16 protein-coding genes and 1 tRNA gene are annotated in these 13,042 nt (G+C 56.4%); 9 read left to right on the top strand and 8 right to left on the bottom strand.

Going from position 1 to position 13,042, the window contains the following annotated elements:
• Window positions 1–193: 193 nt before the first annotated feature.
• From PG871_RS11875 to PG871_RS11865, 3 genes are read left to right on the top strand one after another with little or no spacing between them, the layout of a single operon-like run.
• Window positions 194–1,366 carry an ATP-binding protein gene (locus tag PG871_RS11875; RefSeq protein WP_270729581.1) on the top strand — a complete coding sequence of 391 codons (1,173 nt, stop codon included), beginning with the start codon at window positions 194–196 and terminating at the stop codon, window positions 1,364–1,366.
• 19 nt (window positions 1,367–1,385) lie between these two features.
• A complete protein-coding gene (locus PG871_RS11870) occupies window positions 1,386–1,715 on the top strand; it encodes an STAS-like domain-containing protein (RefSeq protein WP_270729580.1) in 330 nt (109 codons plus the stop codon).
• 4 nt (window positions 1,716–1,719) lie between these two features.
• Window positions 1,720–2,166: a hypothetical protein gene (locus tag PG871_RS11865; protein ID WP_270729579.1), complete on the top strand. Its 447-nt coding sequence runs from the start codon at window positions 1,720–1,722 to the stop codon at window positions 2,164–2,166.
• A gap of 47 nt (window positions 2,167–2,213) precedes the next feature.
• On the opposite strand, the gene PG871_RS11860 is transcribed toward PG871_RS11865, so the two are convergent.
• The 3 genes from PG871_RS11860 to PG871_RS11850 all read right to left on the bottom strand — a co-directional run bounded on the left by PG871_RS11860 (window position 2,214) and on the right by PG871_RS11850 (window position 4,706).
• Window positions 2,214–2,642 carry a hypothetical protein gene (locus PG871_RS11860; protein ID WP_270729577.1) on the bottom strand — a complete coding sequence of 143 codons (429 nt, stop codon included), beginning with the start codon at window positions 2,640–2,642 and terminating at the stop codon, window positions 2,214–2,216.
• Window positions 2,643–2,921: 279 nt separating this feature from the next.
• Window positions 2,922–2,997: transfer RNA gene (locus PG871_RS11855), tRNA-Thr, on the bottom strand.
• Window positions 2,998–3,047: 50 nt separating this feature from the next.
• Window positions 3,048–4,706 carry an ABC transporter permease gene (locus PG871_RS11850; RefSeq protein WP_270729576.1) on the bottom strand — a complete coding sequence of 553 codons (1,659 nt, stop codon included), beginning with the start codon at window positions 4,704–4,706 and terminating at the stop codon, window positions 3,048–3,050.
• Between the two features lie 86 nt (window positions 4,707–4,792).
• Between PG871_RS11850 and PG871_RS11845 the strand changes: the two genes are divergently transcribed.
• Window positions 4,793–5,668: a hypothetical protein gene (locus PG871_RS11845; protein WP_270729575.1), complete on the top strand. Its 876-nt coding sequence runs from the start codon at window positions 4,793–4,795 to the stop codon at window positions 5,666–5,668.
• 49 nt (window positions 5,669–5,717) lie between these two features.
• Here PG871_RS11845 and PG871_RS11840 read toward each other — a convergent pair whose 3' ends face one another.
• Window positions 5,718–6,002: a DUF2312 domain-containing protein gene (locus tag PG871_RS11840; RefSeq protein WP_270729574.1), complete on the bottom strand. Its 285-nt coding sequence runs from the start codon at window positions 6,000–6,002 to the stop codon at window positions 5,718–5,720.
• 236 nt (window positions 6,003–6,238) lie between these two features.
• Here PG871_RS11840 and PG871_RS11835 point away from each other — a divergent pair, with 236 nt between their 5' ends.
• Window positions 6,239–6,454: a hypothetical protein gene (locus PG871_RS11835; protein WP_270729573.1), complete on the top strand. Its 216-nt coding sequence runs from the start codon at window positions 6,239–6,241 to the stop codon at window positions 6,452–6,454.
• Window positions 6,455–6,477: 23 nt separating this feature from the next.
• Here PG871_RS11835 and PG871_RS11830 read toward each other — a convergent pair whose 3' ends face one another.
• The 3 genes from PG871_RS11830 to PG871_RS11820 form a co-directional block, all read right to left on the bottom strand.
• On the bottom strand, window positions 6,478–8,523 hold the full coding sequence (locus PG871_RS11830) for an enoyl-CoA hydratase-related protein (protein ID WP_270729571.1): 2,046 nt from the start codon (window positions 8,521–8,523) through the stop codon (window positions 6,478–6,480).
• 132 nt (window positions 8,524–8,655) lie between these two features.
• Window positions 8,656–8,880 carry a hypothetical protein gene (locus PG871_RS11825; protein ID WP_270729569.1) on the bottom strand — a complete coding sequence of 75 codons (225 nt, stop codon included), beginning with the start codon at window positions 8,878–8,880 and terminating at the stop codon, window positions 8,656–8,658.
• Window positions 8,881–8,962: 82 nt separating this feature from the next.
• Window positions 8,963–9,292, bottom strand: a complete 330-nt coding sequence (locus PG871_RS11820) for a TraR/DksA family transcriptional regulator (protein WP_270729568.1) — start codon at window positions 9,290–9,292, stop codon at window positions 8,963–8,965.
• A gap of 153 nt (window positions 9,293–9,445) precedes the next feature.
• Here PG871_RS11820 and PG871_RS11815 point away from each other — a divergent pair, with 153 nt between their 5' ends.
• The 4 genes from PG871_RS11815 (at window position 9,446) to PG871_RS11800 (ending at window position 11,688) form a co-directional block, all read left to right on the top strand.
• On the top strand, window positions 9,446–10,309 hold the full coding sequence (locus PG871_RS11815) for an MBL fold metallo-hydrolase (protein ID WP_270729566.1): 864 nt from the start codon (window positions 9,446–9,448) through the stop codon (window positions 10,307–10,309).
• Window positions 10,310–10,390: 81 nt separating this feature from the next.
• A complete protein-coding gene (locus PG871_RS11810; RefSeq protein WP_270730882.1) occupies window positions 10,391–10,816 on the top strand; it encodes a YeeE/YedE family protein in 426 nt (141 codons plus the stop codon).
• On the top strand, window positions 10,816–11,250 hold the full coding sequence (locus tag PG871_RS11805; protein ID WP_270729564.1) for a DUF6691 family protein: 435 nt from the start codon (window positions 10,816–10,818) through the stop codon (window positions 11,248–11,250). The genes PG871_RS11810 and PG871_RS11805 overlap by 1 nt, the downstream gene beginning before the upstream one ends.
• Window positions 11,251–11,259: 9 nt before the next feature.
• Window positions 11,260–11,688, top strand: a complete 429-nt coding sequence (locus PG871_RS11800) for a TIGR01244 family sulfur transferase (RefSeq protein WP_270729563.1) — start codon at window positions 11,260–11,262, stop codon at window positions 11,686–11,688.
• 112 nt (window positions 11,689–11,800) lie between these two features.
• On the opposite strand, the gene PG871_RS11795 is transcribed toward PG871_RS11800, so the two are convergent.
• On the bottom strand, window positions 11,801–13,015 hold the full coding sequence (locus PG871_RS11795; RefSeq protein ID WP_270729562.1) for a FliM/FliN family flagellar motor C-terminal domain-containing protein: 1,215 nt from the start codon (window positions 13,013–13,015) through the stop codon (window positions 11,801–11,803).
• Window positions 13,016–13,042: the final 27 nt, after the last annotated feature.

The raw sequence follows: 13,042 nt of genomic DNA, 5'->3' as shown, positions 1-13,042 counted from the left end.
CATTCCTGCCGTTGACGCATTGCGCAGGAATTCAGTCAAGGCTATGGCTGTTCCGCTAAAATATCGAGTGCTTGGCGCTCTAGCTAGTCTGGGCAAACAATGGAGGTCTTGCACCGCTGCTGGATCAAAGCCGAAGCTCTATGACCTAGCAAGATGCAACCGCCGACCTAATTCTTAATGAAAAACGTGGAACATGAAAAAACTCACTAAATCTTACAAAAAATGGTTACTGCACAGGGCGAGAGTCGAAGCCAAGAAACCATTTCGTATTAGAATGCGGGAGAGGAAAAGCCACGTAGTCCGAGCTTGGTATGGCGGGGACATCGAGGAGGTGGTTTCTGAAAATCGCCCGGAAACTCCACCGCTCGAAATATGCCTGTCGGCGAATACTGACGAGACACTGAAATTTATCTCCGATTGGCGTAACAGGTTCAAGTCCTTGCTGCCATCCGCATCGGGAAAAACCTATAACTGGTTCAAAAATCCGAAATCGCTGGGCCGCAAGAGACGCATCTCAGGATACATGGATTTTGGTCAGATTTCTCGCTTCTCGACAGCTCCAGCGTTAGTGATGACTGCGGAGTATGACCGGCTGCGCACATTAATGGATGATGTGCCGCCAACTATTAACCTAGACGAGTGGAAGGATCCGGTTTTCCGGCGCCTCTACGAAATGGGTTTCTTCGAAATCTTAGGCTTAACCGAAAGCGTTTCTGAAAGATACTTCACTTCGGGTGACGTACGAACGATGAAGATAGTTTCGGGAACCAATTCTGCAGAGCTGGCGGAGGCAAGTCAGAGCATTTTGGGATTGTGCGACTTTCTTGGCGAAGCGCGGCAAATCCAAGAGGATGTCGAAATAGCATTAAACAATGCACTGTCTGAGGCCATGATAAATGTGTCAAAACATGCATATCCGAATGACCACGATTTCAAGTTCAGACACGTTGGTAAATGGTGGGTTACTGCATCGGTCGATAGAGGTAGCAGGGAGTTAACCGTCGTGATCTATGATCAAGGAGCATCGATTCCGGTGACTTTTGCCCAAAAGAACTGGTCGCAAACGGTGCGCGATTTCTTAACATCGGTCCTAACATCAAAGCCGAGCTTTGAATTCGAGAACGACGGTACCTACATAGAGGGAGCGATGAAGCCAAGGAGCAGTCAAACGGGGAAGGCTTTCAGAGGCCTGGGATTGCCCGAGATGAAAGACTTGGTGGACATTTGTGGCCGCGGTTCGCTGCGGATTTTCAGTAGAGGTGGAGAGTGCTACTATTACGCTGGAAGACCGTTGCAACGGAGGTCTCGCGATCACTCTATCGGGGGCACACTCATTGAGTGGACGCTTCATCTGCGTGGGGAATGAAAAATTGAAAGAACTACACATGCTTTCTATTGCGGAAGATTTCTGGCCTTTTCCTGCGGGCCGTGTCGAAGCCGATGGTCCCTACAATGGCGAGCGGTTTAGGAAAGAGAAACTACTACCGGCCCTAATTGCAGCCGAGGAAGCAGAGGCTGTTTTGGTTGTTCAACTCGATGGATTGAAGAGTTGTGGTTCGTCGTTTTTGGAGTCTGCGTTTGGTGGTTTAGTGCGATATGAAGGATACACTGCAAGGAAACTTCAGAAGCTTATCCGGATCGATTTACAGAGTTCGTCACTCGAAAGGTACAAGATTTCTATCGAAACCCACATTAAACGCGCTGTGGCCGAGTAAGTAGTTGGAGTTTTTAGTCGCGATATTTGCTGCACTCGCAGCTGCGTTATTGACCTACTTGGCTCAAAATTACTTTGCGATGCAGTCAGAGGACTCTGCACATCTAAATGATCACATATCCGAGATAAAGATCATAGAAAGCTACGCAGTCGAGTACTGGTTAGCAGATCCGGACGAGGAAGAAAAAAAGCAACGGCTGTATCAGGTTAAGTTAGAAGGAGCCATTTCGTCGTCAAGTTGCTTCAACGAAGATGCGCAACGAATCCTCGGATATAAATACACCGAATATGTAAAACTAGATCAGGCCATTTTTGAAGCGGCCACCGGCGGAGCGTTTGGAACAGCCGAAAAAGCAATTGACTACAATAGAGTCGTTGAGATCATGACGCTGTGCACCCAAATGCGCTCACTATTGAGGCAATCCAGAAGAATCCAGTATATGGCAAATTGAGCGATCGTCGCCGCCTGCTTGCAATGTCAGGTTTGGGCTGGAGGCTGTCATGCGGCTCCTAAACCACTAGGCGTTTCTATAGCTTCACTCGCAGCAGCCTTTCGTTTCGCACGGGCTGCCGCACTGCGCTTTCCAAGATCCGACATCGTCCGACGCAGCATTTCTTTACGCTCTGCTTCCTCCGCTGCCTCATCGGCCTCAGAACCTGCGCCCGCCTCAGAAACGGGGAAATCGAACCAGCCTGTCCCGCTTTTTGGCTGCTGCTGAGGAGCGTTGGTATCGGTAGTTTCAGCCACCTTGGCAATCACCTTCGTATCACCGATGGCAGCTGGGGTCTCATCTCCCTCTTCCTCGTCTTCATCGTGCAGCAGGTTGTAAATGCCCCAACCAACCGCGCCGATTGCAACAACGCTAAGTGTCGCCGGATTGAATAAAAATGGGAGCGCCGCCCCGATGCCTGCTTTTTGAAGTGTCATACCTAAATCCTTCACTGTTGCTTTGACCGTTCTCCAACCGTCAAAACAGATTGTTTGAACGGTTGAGCAACGGCTCATCTAGGCAAAGACATGAGTCAGGCAAGAATCAGGGTCAACAGTGCCAAACGACCCCAAACGTCGATTTGGCCCTAGGGCGTAGTGCAGCGATGCAACAGTGCGAATGCTCATCCTGTTGCTTCCGGTATGCTTCCGGCAGACGTCAAGTGACAACCGCTCACAGAAGAACGTCGCGCAAGCTTTTGATTTAATTTGTAAAAATGGTGCCCCCACACGGACTCGAACCGCGGACCTACTGATTACAAATCAGTTGCTCTACCAGCTGAGCTATAGGGGCACTGGCGGGGGGATACGAAAATTGCACACGGCCTGCAACCCCCTTTTTGACTATCTATTGGCCCTCGCCAAAAGAGCGACAGCGGCAAGACCAACCAACACGATCAGAATGGCCCCGGGACTCGCGTCTCCAAGGTTTTCCAGACTTGCCTGATCGTGCACCTGAGTCGCCAATGTGTCAAAGTTGAAAGGCCGCAACAGCATGGTTGCCGGAAGTTCTTTGACGCAATCCACGAACACCAGCAACAATGCAGACCCAACGGACCCTCGGATCAGTGGCGCATAAATTTCGCGCAGGACTTGCCCTTTTGAGCGGCCCAACGAACGCGCAGCCATTGCGAGACTGGGCGGTACGCGCCCCATGGCTCCATCTGCGGCGCCTTGAGCAATCGCAAAGAATCGCACGCAATACGCCAAAACAATTGCAAACGCCGATCCGGTGAGGATCAGGCCAGACGGTTGCCCGGTCACGGCCTCCACGGCGTCCGCCAACGTGTGGTCGACGGTGGCAAGCGGGATCAGGATGCCAACGCCAAGAACGGCTCCGGGAGCGGCATAACCAATTGTCGTTACAGGCAACAAAAGCCGAGGCAAGTTTCGCCCCGACAGGCGCACTCCATAGACCAAAAACACTCCGGCCAGAACCGTCAGAACGGCCGCTATTCCGCCCACGCGCAATGTATTGCCCAGCGCCCTCAGCAAGGCCGGATCGCTCCAGCGTTCAGCATTGGCCAACGCATGATTCAAAATCACACAGAACGGCAGCAGAAACCCAATGGCAAAGGGCAGAAAGCACGCAACAAAGGCCGCCAAGCCTGCGGTTCCGCGCAATTGTGTGCGCTCTGGCGGGCGATGCCGCGTGGTCAAGCTAAAGAACTGAAACTTACGCCGGCTGACCTTTTCCATGGTCACCAGGAAAATCACCAGGCCCAACACCACCGTCGCGATCTGAGCCGCGCCGCCAGCGTTGTTGCTTTCCAACCAAACGCTGAAAATACCAGTGGTCAGGGTCTGCACTGCAAAATAATCAACCGTGCCAAAATCATTCACCGTTTCCATCATCACGATCGCGGTTCCCGCGGCGATCGCCGGACGTGCTAGCGGCAACCCTACGCGCCAGAACCGGCCAAAGGCCCCTGCACCCAGCGATTGTGCAACTTCTTCGCCCGCGCCGGATTGTTCGCGAAATGCCGCGCGGGCCAGAATGTAGACATATGGGAACAACGCGGCCGACAGCACCATAATGGCCGCGCCGAGGGAGCGGATTTGCGGGAACCAGTAATCGCGTGCGGTCTGCCAGCCAAACACCTCGCGCAGGGCGGTCTGCACCGGCCCCGCATATTCCAGAAAATCAACGAGTGCATAAGCGCCGACATAAGCGGGTATCGCCAATGGCAACAACAACGCCCATTCGATCCAGCGTCGCCCGACAAAATCGTAACGCGTCGTCAACCAAGCCGCGGTTGCGCCGATGGTCGCGGATATCGCTCCAACCGCCACCATCAGGATCAATGTCGTGCGCAGATACCGTGGCAGCGTGGTCGACATCAAATGCGGCCAAATGTTTTCCACCGGGTGAAAGGCTATCCAGATCACCGCGACAATCGGTGCAAGAACAATAACTGCAATCAAAAACGCCCCCGCAGACCAGGGATCGACCCCCAGGCGAAGAGGCGCAAAAGAGCGTTTTGGCAGATGTGTTTCCTTCATTGCGCCCTTCTGTTGCCTGAATCTGGTTTCACTGTCCAGAAACGAAGATATACTAATCACGACCCACGCGGAAAATCAGACATAAAATGAAGCTCGTCCTCCATATTGGCGCCCATTTCACCGACGAAAACAAGCTGGTCAAAAGCCTCGTAAAAAATACGACGCTGCTGAGCGAGCATGGAGTGATCGTTCCCGAACCGCGCAGCTATCGCCGCCAGATTCGCGATATCATGGACAATGTGGACACTTATCCGATTTCACCGGCCCATCGCGAAGGCCTGTTGCGGGGTATGATCGGGGACCGCCTACCGGACCGCGTCGTTCTATCCAACAGCAACTTCTTTGGGGTGCCGCGCGGCGCCGTGCGCGAGAATCGGATCTATCCAAACGCCACCGAGCGACTGATGGATTTTTCCCGGATTTTTCACGCAGAGGACATTGAGGTGTTTCTGGCCATCCGTGACCCGGCCACCTTTTTGCCGGCTCTGGTGAATGGCAGTACCGAAAAAGACCTCGAAGTGGTGACAGGCGGCTCAGCGCCAATGGCACTGCGCTGGTCAGAACTTGTGATGCGGGTGCGTCAGGCGCTGCCGGACGTGCCGGTGACGGTTTGGTGTAATGAGGACACGCCGCTGATCTGGGAAGAAGTGCTGCGTGAGTTCGCCGGTCTTGACCACACCACACCCGTTGAAGGTGGCACTGATCTGCTGCGCTCTATCATGTCGCCGGAGGGCGGGCTGCGCTTTGAGGAATATGTCGCAACACATCCCGACTTAACCGAAATGCAAAAACGCCGCGTGATTGCGGCGTTCCTGGACAAGTTTGCCCTTGAGCATGAGGTCGAAGAAGAGCTGGATCTGCCGGGTTGGTCCGAAGACTTCGTCGAGGCGATGTCTGACATCTACGACGAAGACGTCTTCCTGATCGAACGCATCCCGGGCGTCACGCTCATCACGCCCTGAATCAATCACGGAAAGGTAGTAGCGGCCCCCGTCAGGCGCCGCCGCAACGTCAGGACATGCCTAGCGCTTCTTTGTACATTTCCAGCACCGCTTCTTCTTCGGCGATGTCGTCTTTGTCACGCTTGCGCAACGCCACAACCTTGCGCAGCACTTTGGTGTCGTACCCACGCGACTTGGCCTCGGCCATGACCTCTTTTTGCTGGTCCGCGATGTCCTTCTTTTCCATCTCAAGACGCTCATAACGCTCAACAAACTGGCGCAATTCGCCTGCGGTCACGCGATAGCTGCTGTCGGCACTGCTTTCGGTCGGGGTATCGGACGAGAAGTCGGACATGAGAACTCCTGGATGGTGGCCCGGCACAGCGGCCTGACGGCTGGAAACGAAACGGAAGCGACTGGTCGCCAAGGTGACGACTGCAATCGAGGCCGCAACCTAGCGCCCCCTACACTCCCCTGCAACAGGCGATCGCGCGCTATGCGGCATTTGCGCGTCCAACCGCGTGGGCGGCCTTGCGTGCGTACCTCTGATACGATAGGCGCCTAGCGCAAGTTACCGCGAGGAGACACATCATGAGCTGGATTATCTGGGTGGGCGCAGCCATTTCTGTGATTGGCTTGATCGGACTGCTTCTCTCGATTGTCAAAGTGAACAAAGCCCGCCGCGCGGGTCTCTCCGACGAAGACTTGCGGGAGGCTGTGCAAAAGGTGATCCCGCTCAACCTCGGCTCCTTGTTCCTTTCCGTTCTGGGGTTAATGACTGTGATCGTTGGGATCTCATTTGCCTGACACGCTCTTGGCACGCGAAAAAGTCACCGCGCCAGATGCCCGCCATTCTTGATAAGATAATCAAACACGGGATCAGGGGCTGACAAGCTGTCGCCTTCGGCTTTCATCGCCCGCAGCGTTGCCCGCACGCGCACCAAACCAGCTTGCTGTGCAGCCATCATCGGTCCGCCTCGCCAACGGGGAAATCCAAACCCGTGCACCAGCGCCACATCGATATCTGAGGGCGAAGCCACCACGCCCTTGCGCAGCAAGCCCACACCAGCATTGGCCATCGCCGCAAGGCATCTGCTCTGAATTTGAGTGCCGCTGAATGCTTTGGGCGTGCGCGCCGCCTCCGATCGCACTTGATGCAGAAAGTCGTCGAGCTCCGCAGCAATCTCCTGCGGGTGACTGCCTTCATACCGGTACCAACCGCGCCCTGCCGCACGTCCGGTCCACATCCGTCGCGCCAAGGCCTCACTCAGGGCGGCACCGCCGGGCACCACCCAAGGGGCCTCTAGCCCCACAAGGTCCGCCGCCTCAAACGGGCCCAGCGACATGCCCCAGTCCCGCATCGCCTTATCAATGTCCTCAGGCTTTGCGCCGTGCAGCACCATGTTCTCCGCCGCGCGCAGCGCTGCTGTCGTCACAGAGTGACCTATCAGGCCAACGTGGGGCGTCACCCGCACCGGCGCTTTGTGCATCGCCTTCAACACCGACAGCGCACGCACCACAGTGGCCTCAGAGGTCTGAGCGCCAACGACGACTTCCACACCGGGCGACAGATGCGCCGCAGTCGGGAAAGACAGCCCCATAACCTCCTCAGGGCACCCTGTTTCAAGCGCCAGCGCGTCTACATCCGCCTGAGGCCCATGCGCGGCCAAAACAGCACCTTCTTTGGAAATCCCATCCAATTGCGCAAAAATCTGACGTTCCACCTCCGGGTTCTGACCGGACGCTACCAGCACAAAATCCGCTTCCGCCACCGCCACCAGATCGCCCCCGCTGTGCAAGCACGCCTCGATACCATCCCGCTTCAGAGCCGACAGCTGCCCGCCCTGCACCGCCTTGTCCAAAAGCAGTCGGATCCGTTCCAATCCGCTTTCAAGCGGTTTTGCCCCACGCTCGACCCCGACAACCTCAAAGCCGGCCAAAAGCGCGGCCACAGCAAACCCTGCCCCCACCGCGCCAAGGCCGATCACGGCGACAAGCTTAACGGGTCCAGCTGTCCCTACGGCCCGTTCAGGGAAGTGGGCCGCTCGCCGTTCTGCCAGAGCGATGTGGCGCAATGCCAAAAATTCCGGCGCCTCAACGCGGGCCTTGAACCGCTCTTTTTCAAACGCCAACCCCGCCTCAAATGGCAACAGACGGCATGCCTCGACGCAGTCCAATATATCTTTGTTGGCGGATTTCGAATGGTGCGGCGCCCGCGCCCGCCACTTCGCCAACGCGGCATCAAAGGCGGATGCATCTGCCAACCCCTCGCGACGCGCAGACGTTTGGCGCACACCAAGTCTCTCGTCCACTACGCTTTTGGCAAACTCGACCGCAACTTCTTCAAGGTTGCTCTTCACAACATGATCAAAAAACGCACGTGGTCCGGGTTCAGTCACCGATTTCTGAACACCTGTGAGCATCATTTCAAGGCTAACGTCGGCCCCTGCGAGCCGAGGTGCGCGCTGCGTGCCGCCCGCGCCGCTCATCAGGCCCAGCCCCACTTCAGGAAACCCGACCCGTGCCTGCGCGTCTGCCAGCCTGTAGTGACAGGCCAACACCACATCCAGTCCCGCGCCCATCGCAACACCGGAGACCGCCGCGACAACCGGCAGAGTAGATTTCTCGATGGTGGTACAAAGTGCGGCCACGTCCGACGCGCTTTTGGTGTTCAGGGTGCCGATCGCGTGTCCAGCACTGAAAATGCCGCCTGCGCCCATGATCACAACTGCCTGAACCTCGGGCACCGCCGCTGCCCGTTCCAAGGCAGCTGTCAGCGCGGCGCACACATCAGAGGTCAAAGCATTGTTGGGCGGTTGGCTGATCCTCAGCACCGCCACGTTGTCTTCTACCGAATAGCCGACCGTTTCTGCCATGCCCCGCTCAGTGTTTTTGGCAGCCTAAACGCGTCAGGCCGCAGTATACCCTGAAACTGTAGCGCCCCGTCCTGCTGACGCAAGCCCTGAGGCAATAGATGATGCTCCCAAAAGGCGGGCGCAATTGTCAGATTACACCGGCATATTGTCGAAACCGTCCTCGATTTCTTCGTCGAGCATTTCCACGTCAAGATCATGGAACCGCCCGGGAATCTTTTGCCCCTGCAACCGGATATTCTCGATCACGCGATGCAGTTTCTGGTGCAGGTCATACCGGTCTTTTTCGTCCGCCTTGGTAATCTCTTCAATCAGCTGGTCTCCGTCTTGGATCAACTGCTCTACATTCCCTTGGCTCATGTCGTGTCCTCCAAATCGATTTTCTTTTCACCTCCACTGGCACGCTTGCCTGTGTTTCAAGTCGTTCCGTTCGTCTTACCCCTCAGATCCCGGCTTTGGCTGCACAGGCCACACACATCGTGGCCTCTGGCACCAAATCCAAGCGCGCAGACGCAATCGCTTCACCACAAGACGCGCAATCGCCGTATTCACCGGCCCGAATGCGCTTCAAGGCCGCAAGGATCCTGCCAATTTCGGCCTCGCCCTGATGTCCGAGACCTTCAAGCACATCATCATCTTCAACTTCGACCGCGCGATCTTCGATGTCGTTGGTATGTGGGGCGTCCAACTCGGCTTCGATCGAGTGAAGACGCTCATCCAGTTCGGCCAATCGCGCCAAAAGCGCCTTCTTGCGCTGTACAATGTCAGTCATAATGAGACTCCAATAGTGTTGGACTGATAGTGTGGAAAAAGCCCTGTGTCTTTGCTTTGACCCAAATCAACCCTTTGGCACAATCTTATGTATCGTCCCCTTGAAACACATTCTAAAAATGATATGTGTTAATCAACAACCGGAGGAATCACCGTGAAACCAGATGTCACAGGCTTCTTTGACGACGCCACAAACACTATCTCTTTTGTGGTCAAAGACCCACAAAGCGACTCCTGCGCGATCATCGACAGCGTGTTGGATTTTGACTACTCGTCCGGTCGAACAGACACAGGCTCTGCGGACGAAGTCATTGAGTACGTAAAGAAAAACAACCTTCGCGTCGAATGGCTTCTGGAAAGCCATGTGCACGCCGACCATCTCTCCGCAGCGCCTTATCTGCAAGAGCATTTGGGTGGCAAGATCGGCATTGGCGAGAACATCACAATGGTGCAGGACACCTTTGGCAAAGTTTTCAACGAAGGCACCGAGTTCCAAAGAGACGGCTCCCAGTTTGATAAACTGTTCGTCGAAGGCGACAGTTTCCACATCGGTCAAATGCGCGGCGACGTGCTGCATACGCCCGGCCACACTCCGGCTTGCCTGACTTATCTCATCGGAGACGCGGCCTTTGTGGGCGACACACTGTTCATGCCCGATTTTGGCACGGCCCGCTGCGACTTCCCCGGCGGCTCTTCGGAAATGCTTTTCAACTCGATCCAGAAAATCCTCGCTTTGCCGGATGAGACCCGGATTTTTGTCGGCCACGACTACAAGGCACCGGGACGCGATGACTATGCCTGGGAAACCACTGTTGGCGCGCAAAAATCTCTGAACGTGCACGTCGGCGAAGGCAAATCGCAGGCCGAGTTTGTTGAAATGCGCGACTCGCGCGACGCCACGCTTGCGATGCCGAAACTCATCATTCCGTCGCTGCAGGTGAACATGCGCGCGGGGCAAATGCCGGAACCGGACGAGGAAGGCGATGTCTTCCTCAAAGTCCCGGTCAACAAAATCTGATCCTGCGCGGGATCATGGGCCGGCGGCACCGCCTGCCCTCACAGGACACTAGGAAACGCGGAGACGACCATGCTTCAATCAATCCCCACAGACTGGGTCTGGGGCCTTATCGGCGGTATGCTGATCGGCCTTGGCGGTGCTGTTTACCTGCTCGGCAACGGGCGCATCATGGGTGCCTCGGGCATCATTGGCGGGCTGGTGGACGGCTCTGGCCGCACCGCCTGGAAAGAACGCGCGGTGTTTCTGGCCGGCGTCTTTCTGTTGCCGATCCTGCTCACCCCAATTTACCGAGAGGTCAACACCCACGCGACAACCAACATCGCTGTGCTGATCGCTGCCGGCATTTGTGTGGGCATTGGTACGCGCCTCGCCAACGGCTGCACTTCCGGTCACGGCGTCTGCGGGATCTCCCGCCTGTCGCTTCGCGGCATCGTCTCCACTGTGTTTTATATCATGGCCGGCGGTCTGACCGTGGTCCTCTTCCGTCACATTTTGGGAGTGATCTGATGCAGCGCTTGATCCTCGCCTTCCTCGCAGGCGGCCTCTTTGGCGCCGGCTTGTTTATCTCCGGCATGACCGACACCACCAAGGTTCAGGGCTGGCTTGACGTCTTTGGCAATTGGGATCCGACCCTTGCCTTTGTCATGGGCGGCGCCATCATTCCGATGGCTGTTGCCTGGCTGTTTACCAAGGGCCGCCAACCGCTGGTCGGTGGCGAGTTCCCTGCCCCTGCAGACCCCAAATTGGGCCGCAACCTTGTCGTGGGCTCGGTGCTGTTTGGCGCAGGCTGGGGCCTCGCCGGTCTGTGCCCCGGTCCGGCTGTGGCCTCGCTCAGCTATGGTGGCTGGCCACATTGGGTGTTCTTTGCCGCGATGCTTGCTGGCATGGCAATTGCACCGGCAGTTCGGACATCCCTAGACACAGCTGTGCCTGCCGAGTAATCAATCGCCATGAACATTCGCCAGATCACAGACCGTTTCTTTGTCGCCCCCCAAATTGAGGCGACCGATATGCAAGCATTGGCCGAGGCTGGTTTCAGCCTCGTCATCAACAACCGCCCTGACATGGAGGTTGGGCCCGACCAAGCCTCCGACGCCATGCAGGCTGCAGCCGAGGCTGCCGGGCTTTCCTACGTCGCCAATCCTCTGACGATGGAGACGATGACGCCTGACCGCCAATCGCTGCAGGGCGATTCCGCCGAAGGTGCCAGCGGCAAAGTGCTGGCCTATTGCCGTTCAGGCACACGGTCGGCCATATGCTGGACATTGTCGCAAGCAGGCAAAATGCCCGCAGACGATCTATTGGCCGCCACTGCCGCCGCGGGTTATGACCTCAGCGGTCTGGAGGCGCATTTAAGGGCGCAAGACGCGAGCAATTGACGTCTGCAACGCCGTTATCACTCGGCGGTAAGGTCAAAATTCCAATCTAAAAAACCGCGTCAGGCATTTGCCCCGGCGCGGTTTTATTCAGTTTTTGAGTGTGGTGGTGGCCTCAAGTGCCCGTCATATCGAGATCGGGCAAATCAGGGAAATCAGGAAGGTCGGGCAAATCAGACATGCCTGGCAGATCCGACATGTCGGGCATGTCCGGAAGGTCCGGCAACTCAGGTGCACCAAGATCATCCATATTGAAATCCCCGAGATCGGCCATGGGATCGCCCAAATCAGGCATGTCCGGCAGATCGGGCAGATCGGGTAGATCGGGCGCCAGTGGCTCTGCGGTGGCCGCAGTAGGAATATCAAATGGTGCGTCGGCTGCGGGCGCCTCGACCTGTGCCTCCGCCAAAGGCGCGAGGCCTTCGTCCATATCAATATCCTCGTCCGGCCGGGCGGGCGTGATCGCGTCGACAAGGCGCACGGCGCGCATGCCGTTGATCTGCCCCAAGCTGACCTCGGTTACCCGCGTACCCTCAGTGGTTTCCAGCGTCGTTTCCTTGGTCACATCCAAAGGCAAGGTCAAAACCTGCCCCACCTGCAATGACTGCATCTCTCCAATCGACATATTCAATCGCCCCACTACACCGGTCAACGTGGCATGCGCCTGAAGCATTTTCGCGTGAAAGGAATCCGATTTGACGTCTTCGCTGGGCACGTCTTCAGGTTCTTCAACAACGGGTTCAAAATCGGGGAAAGCGAGACCGATGGTTCCGCTCTTTGCGCCGCCATCAAGCGACACATCAAGCATCATGAAGTGATAATCATGCGCCTTTAGCGACAATGACAAAGTACGGGTGTCCTCGGTCACGGCACCGAATTTGTAATGCTGCAGCCATTTCGGCGCCTCATCGGTGCTCATCAACGTCACAAACCGCGCCAGCGTGTCCTCGATCACCGGCGTGACCAATGCGGCATCCACCAATGTGGGCGGTCGCGGGGAGGCCGGGTTTGGCAAAACGCGCCCAAGTGTTTGATGTTCAACAAGTCCCGACAACACCTGGAGATCAATTGCCAAGGCCGCCCGCGCACCGTTTTCGCCCTCAAGAACTGCCAAAAGACTATCGGAATCCAACATGCCGATCAGGGTTTCATGCGCCAGCTTGCTGCGCTGAACTTTGGTGACCTCACAGGCCAACCCCATGCCGTTTTGCGCCGACAACGCCATACCAAGACGCATCGCCTTTTCCGGGTTCATCGACCGGGCTTTATGCCCGCTCAGCCCGTCTTCCGCCTTGCGCTTCAGTATCGAAAATTCTGCCGCGTCACCCATGATCGCTGCCTGCCTGTATTGAGTGGT

Origin of the sequence: Shimia sp. Alg240-R146 (genome assembly GCF_947331465.1) — a bacterium.
Lineage (GTDB): Bacteria > Pseudomonadota > Alphaproteobacteria > Rhodobacterales > Rhodobacteraceae > Shimia.
This window is presented reverse-complemented; position numbering and strand designations above follow the sequence as displayed.

What these genes read in the sequence shown, in the direction of transcription:
- PG871_RS11875 (WP_270729581.1), top strand. Translation starts at nt 194, where the DNA reads ATGAAAAAACTCACTAAATCTTACAAAAAATGGTTACTGCACAGGGCG.
- PG871_RS11870 (WP_270729580.1), top strand. Translation starts at nt 1,386, where the DNA reads ATGCTTTCTATTGCGGAAGATTTCTGGCCTTTTCCTGCGGGCCGTGTC.
- PG871_RS11860 (WP_270729577.1), bottom strand. Translation starts at nt 2,642, where the DNA reads ATGACACTTCAAAAAGCAGGCATCGGGGCGGCGCTCCCATTTTTATTC.
- PG871_RS11850 (WP_270729576.1), bottom strand. Translation starts at nt 4,706, where the DNA reads ATGAAGGAAACACATCTGCCAAAACGCTCTTTTGCGCCTCTTCGCCTG.
- PG871_RS11845 (WP_270729575.1), top strand. Translation starts at nt 4,793, where the DNA reads ATGAAGCTCGTCCTCCATATTGGCGCCCATTTCACCGACGAAAACAAG.
- PG871_RS11840 (WP_270729574.1), bottom strand. Translation starts at nt 6,002, where the DNA reads ATGTCCGACTTCTCGTCCGATACCCCGACCGAAAGCAGTGCCGACAGC.
- PG871_RS11835 (WP_270729573.1), top strand. Translation starts at nt 6,239, where the DNA reads ATGAGCTGGATTATCTGGGTGGGCGCAGCCATTTCTGTGATTGGCTTG.
- PG871_RS11830 (WP_270729571.1), bottom strand. Translation starts at nt 8,523, where the DNA reads ATGGCAGAAACGGTCGGCTATTCGGTAGAAGACAACGTGGCGGTGCTG.
- PG871_RS11825 (WP_270729569.1), bottom strand. Translation starts at nt 8,880, where the DNA reads ATGAGCCAAGGGAATGTAGAGCAGTTGATCCAAGACGGAGACCAGCTG.
- PG871_RS11820 (WP_270729568.1), bottom strand. Translation starts at nt 9,292, where the DNA reads ATGACTGACATTGTACAGCGCAAGAAGGCGCTTTTGGCGCGATTGGCC.
- PG871_RS11805 (WP_270729564.1), top strand. Translation starts at nt 10,816, where the DNA reads ATGCAGCGCTTGATCCTCGCCTTCCTCGCAGGCGGCCTCTTTGGCGCC.
- PG871_RS11800 (WP_270729563.1), top strand. Translation starts at nt 11,260, where the DNA reads ATGAACATTCGCCAGATCACAGACCGTTTCTTTGTCGCCCCCCAAATT.
- PG871_RS11795 (WP_270729562.1), bottom strand. Translation starts at nt 13,015, where the DNA reads ATGGGTGACGCGGCAGAATTTTCGATACTGAAGCGCAAGGCGGAAGAC.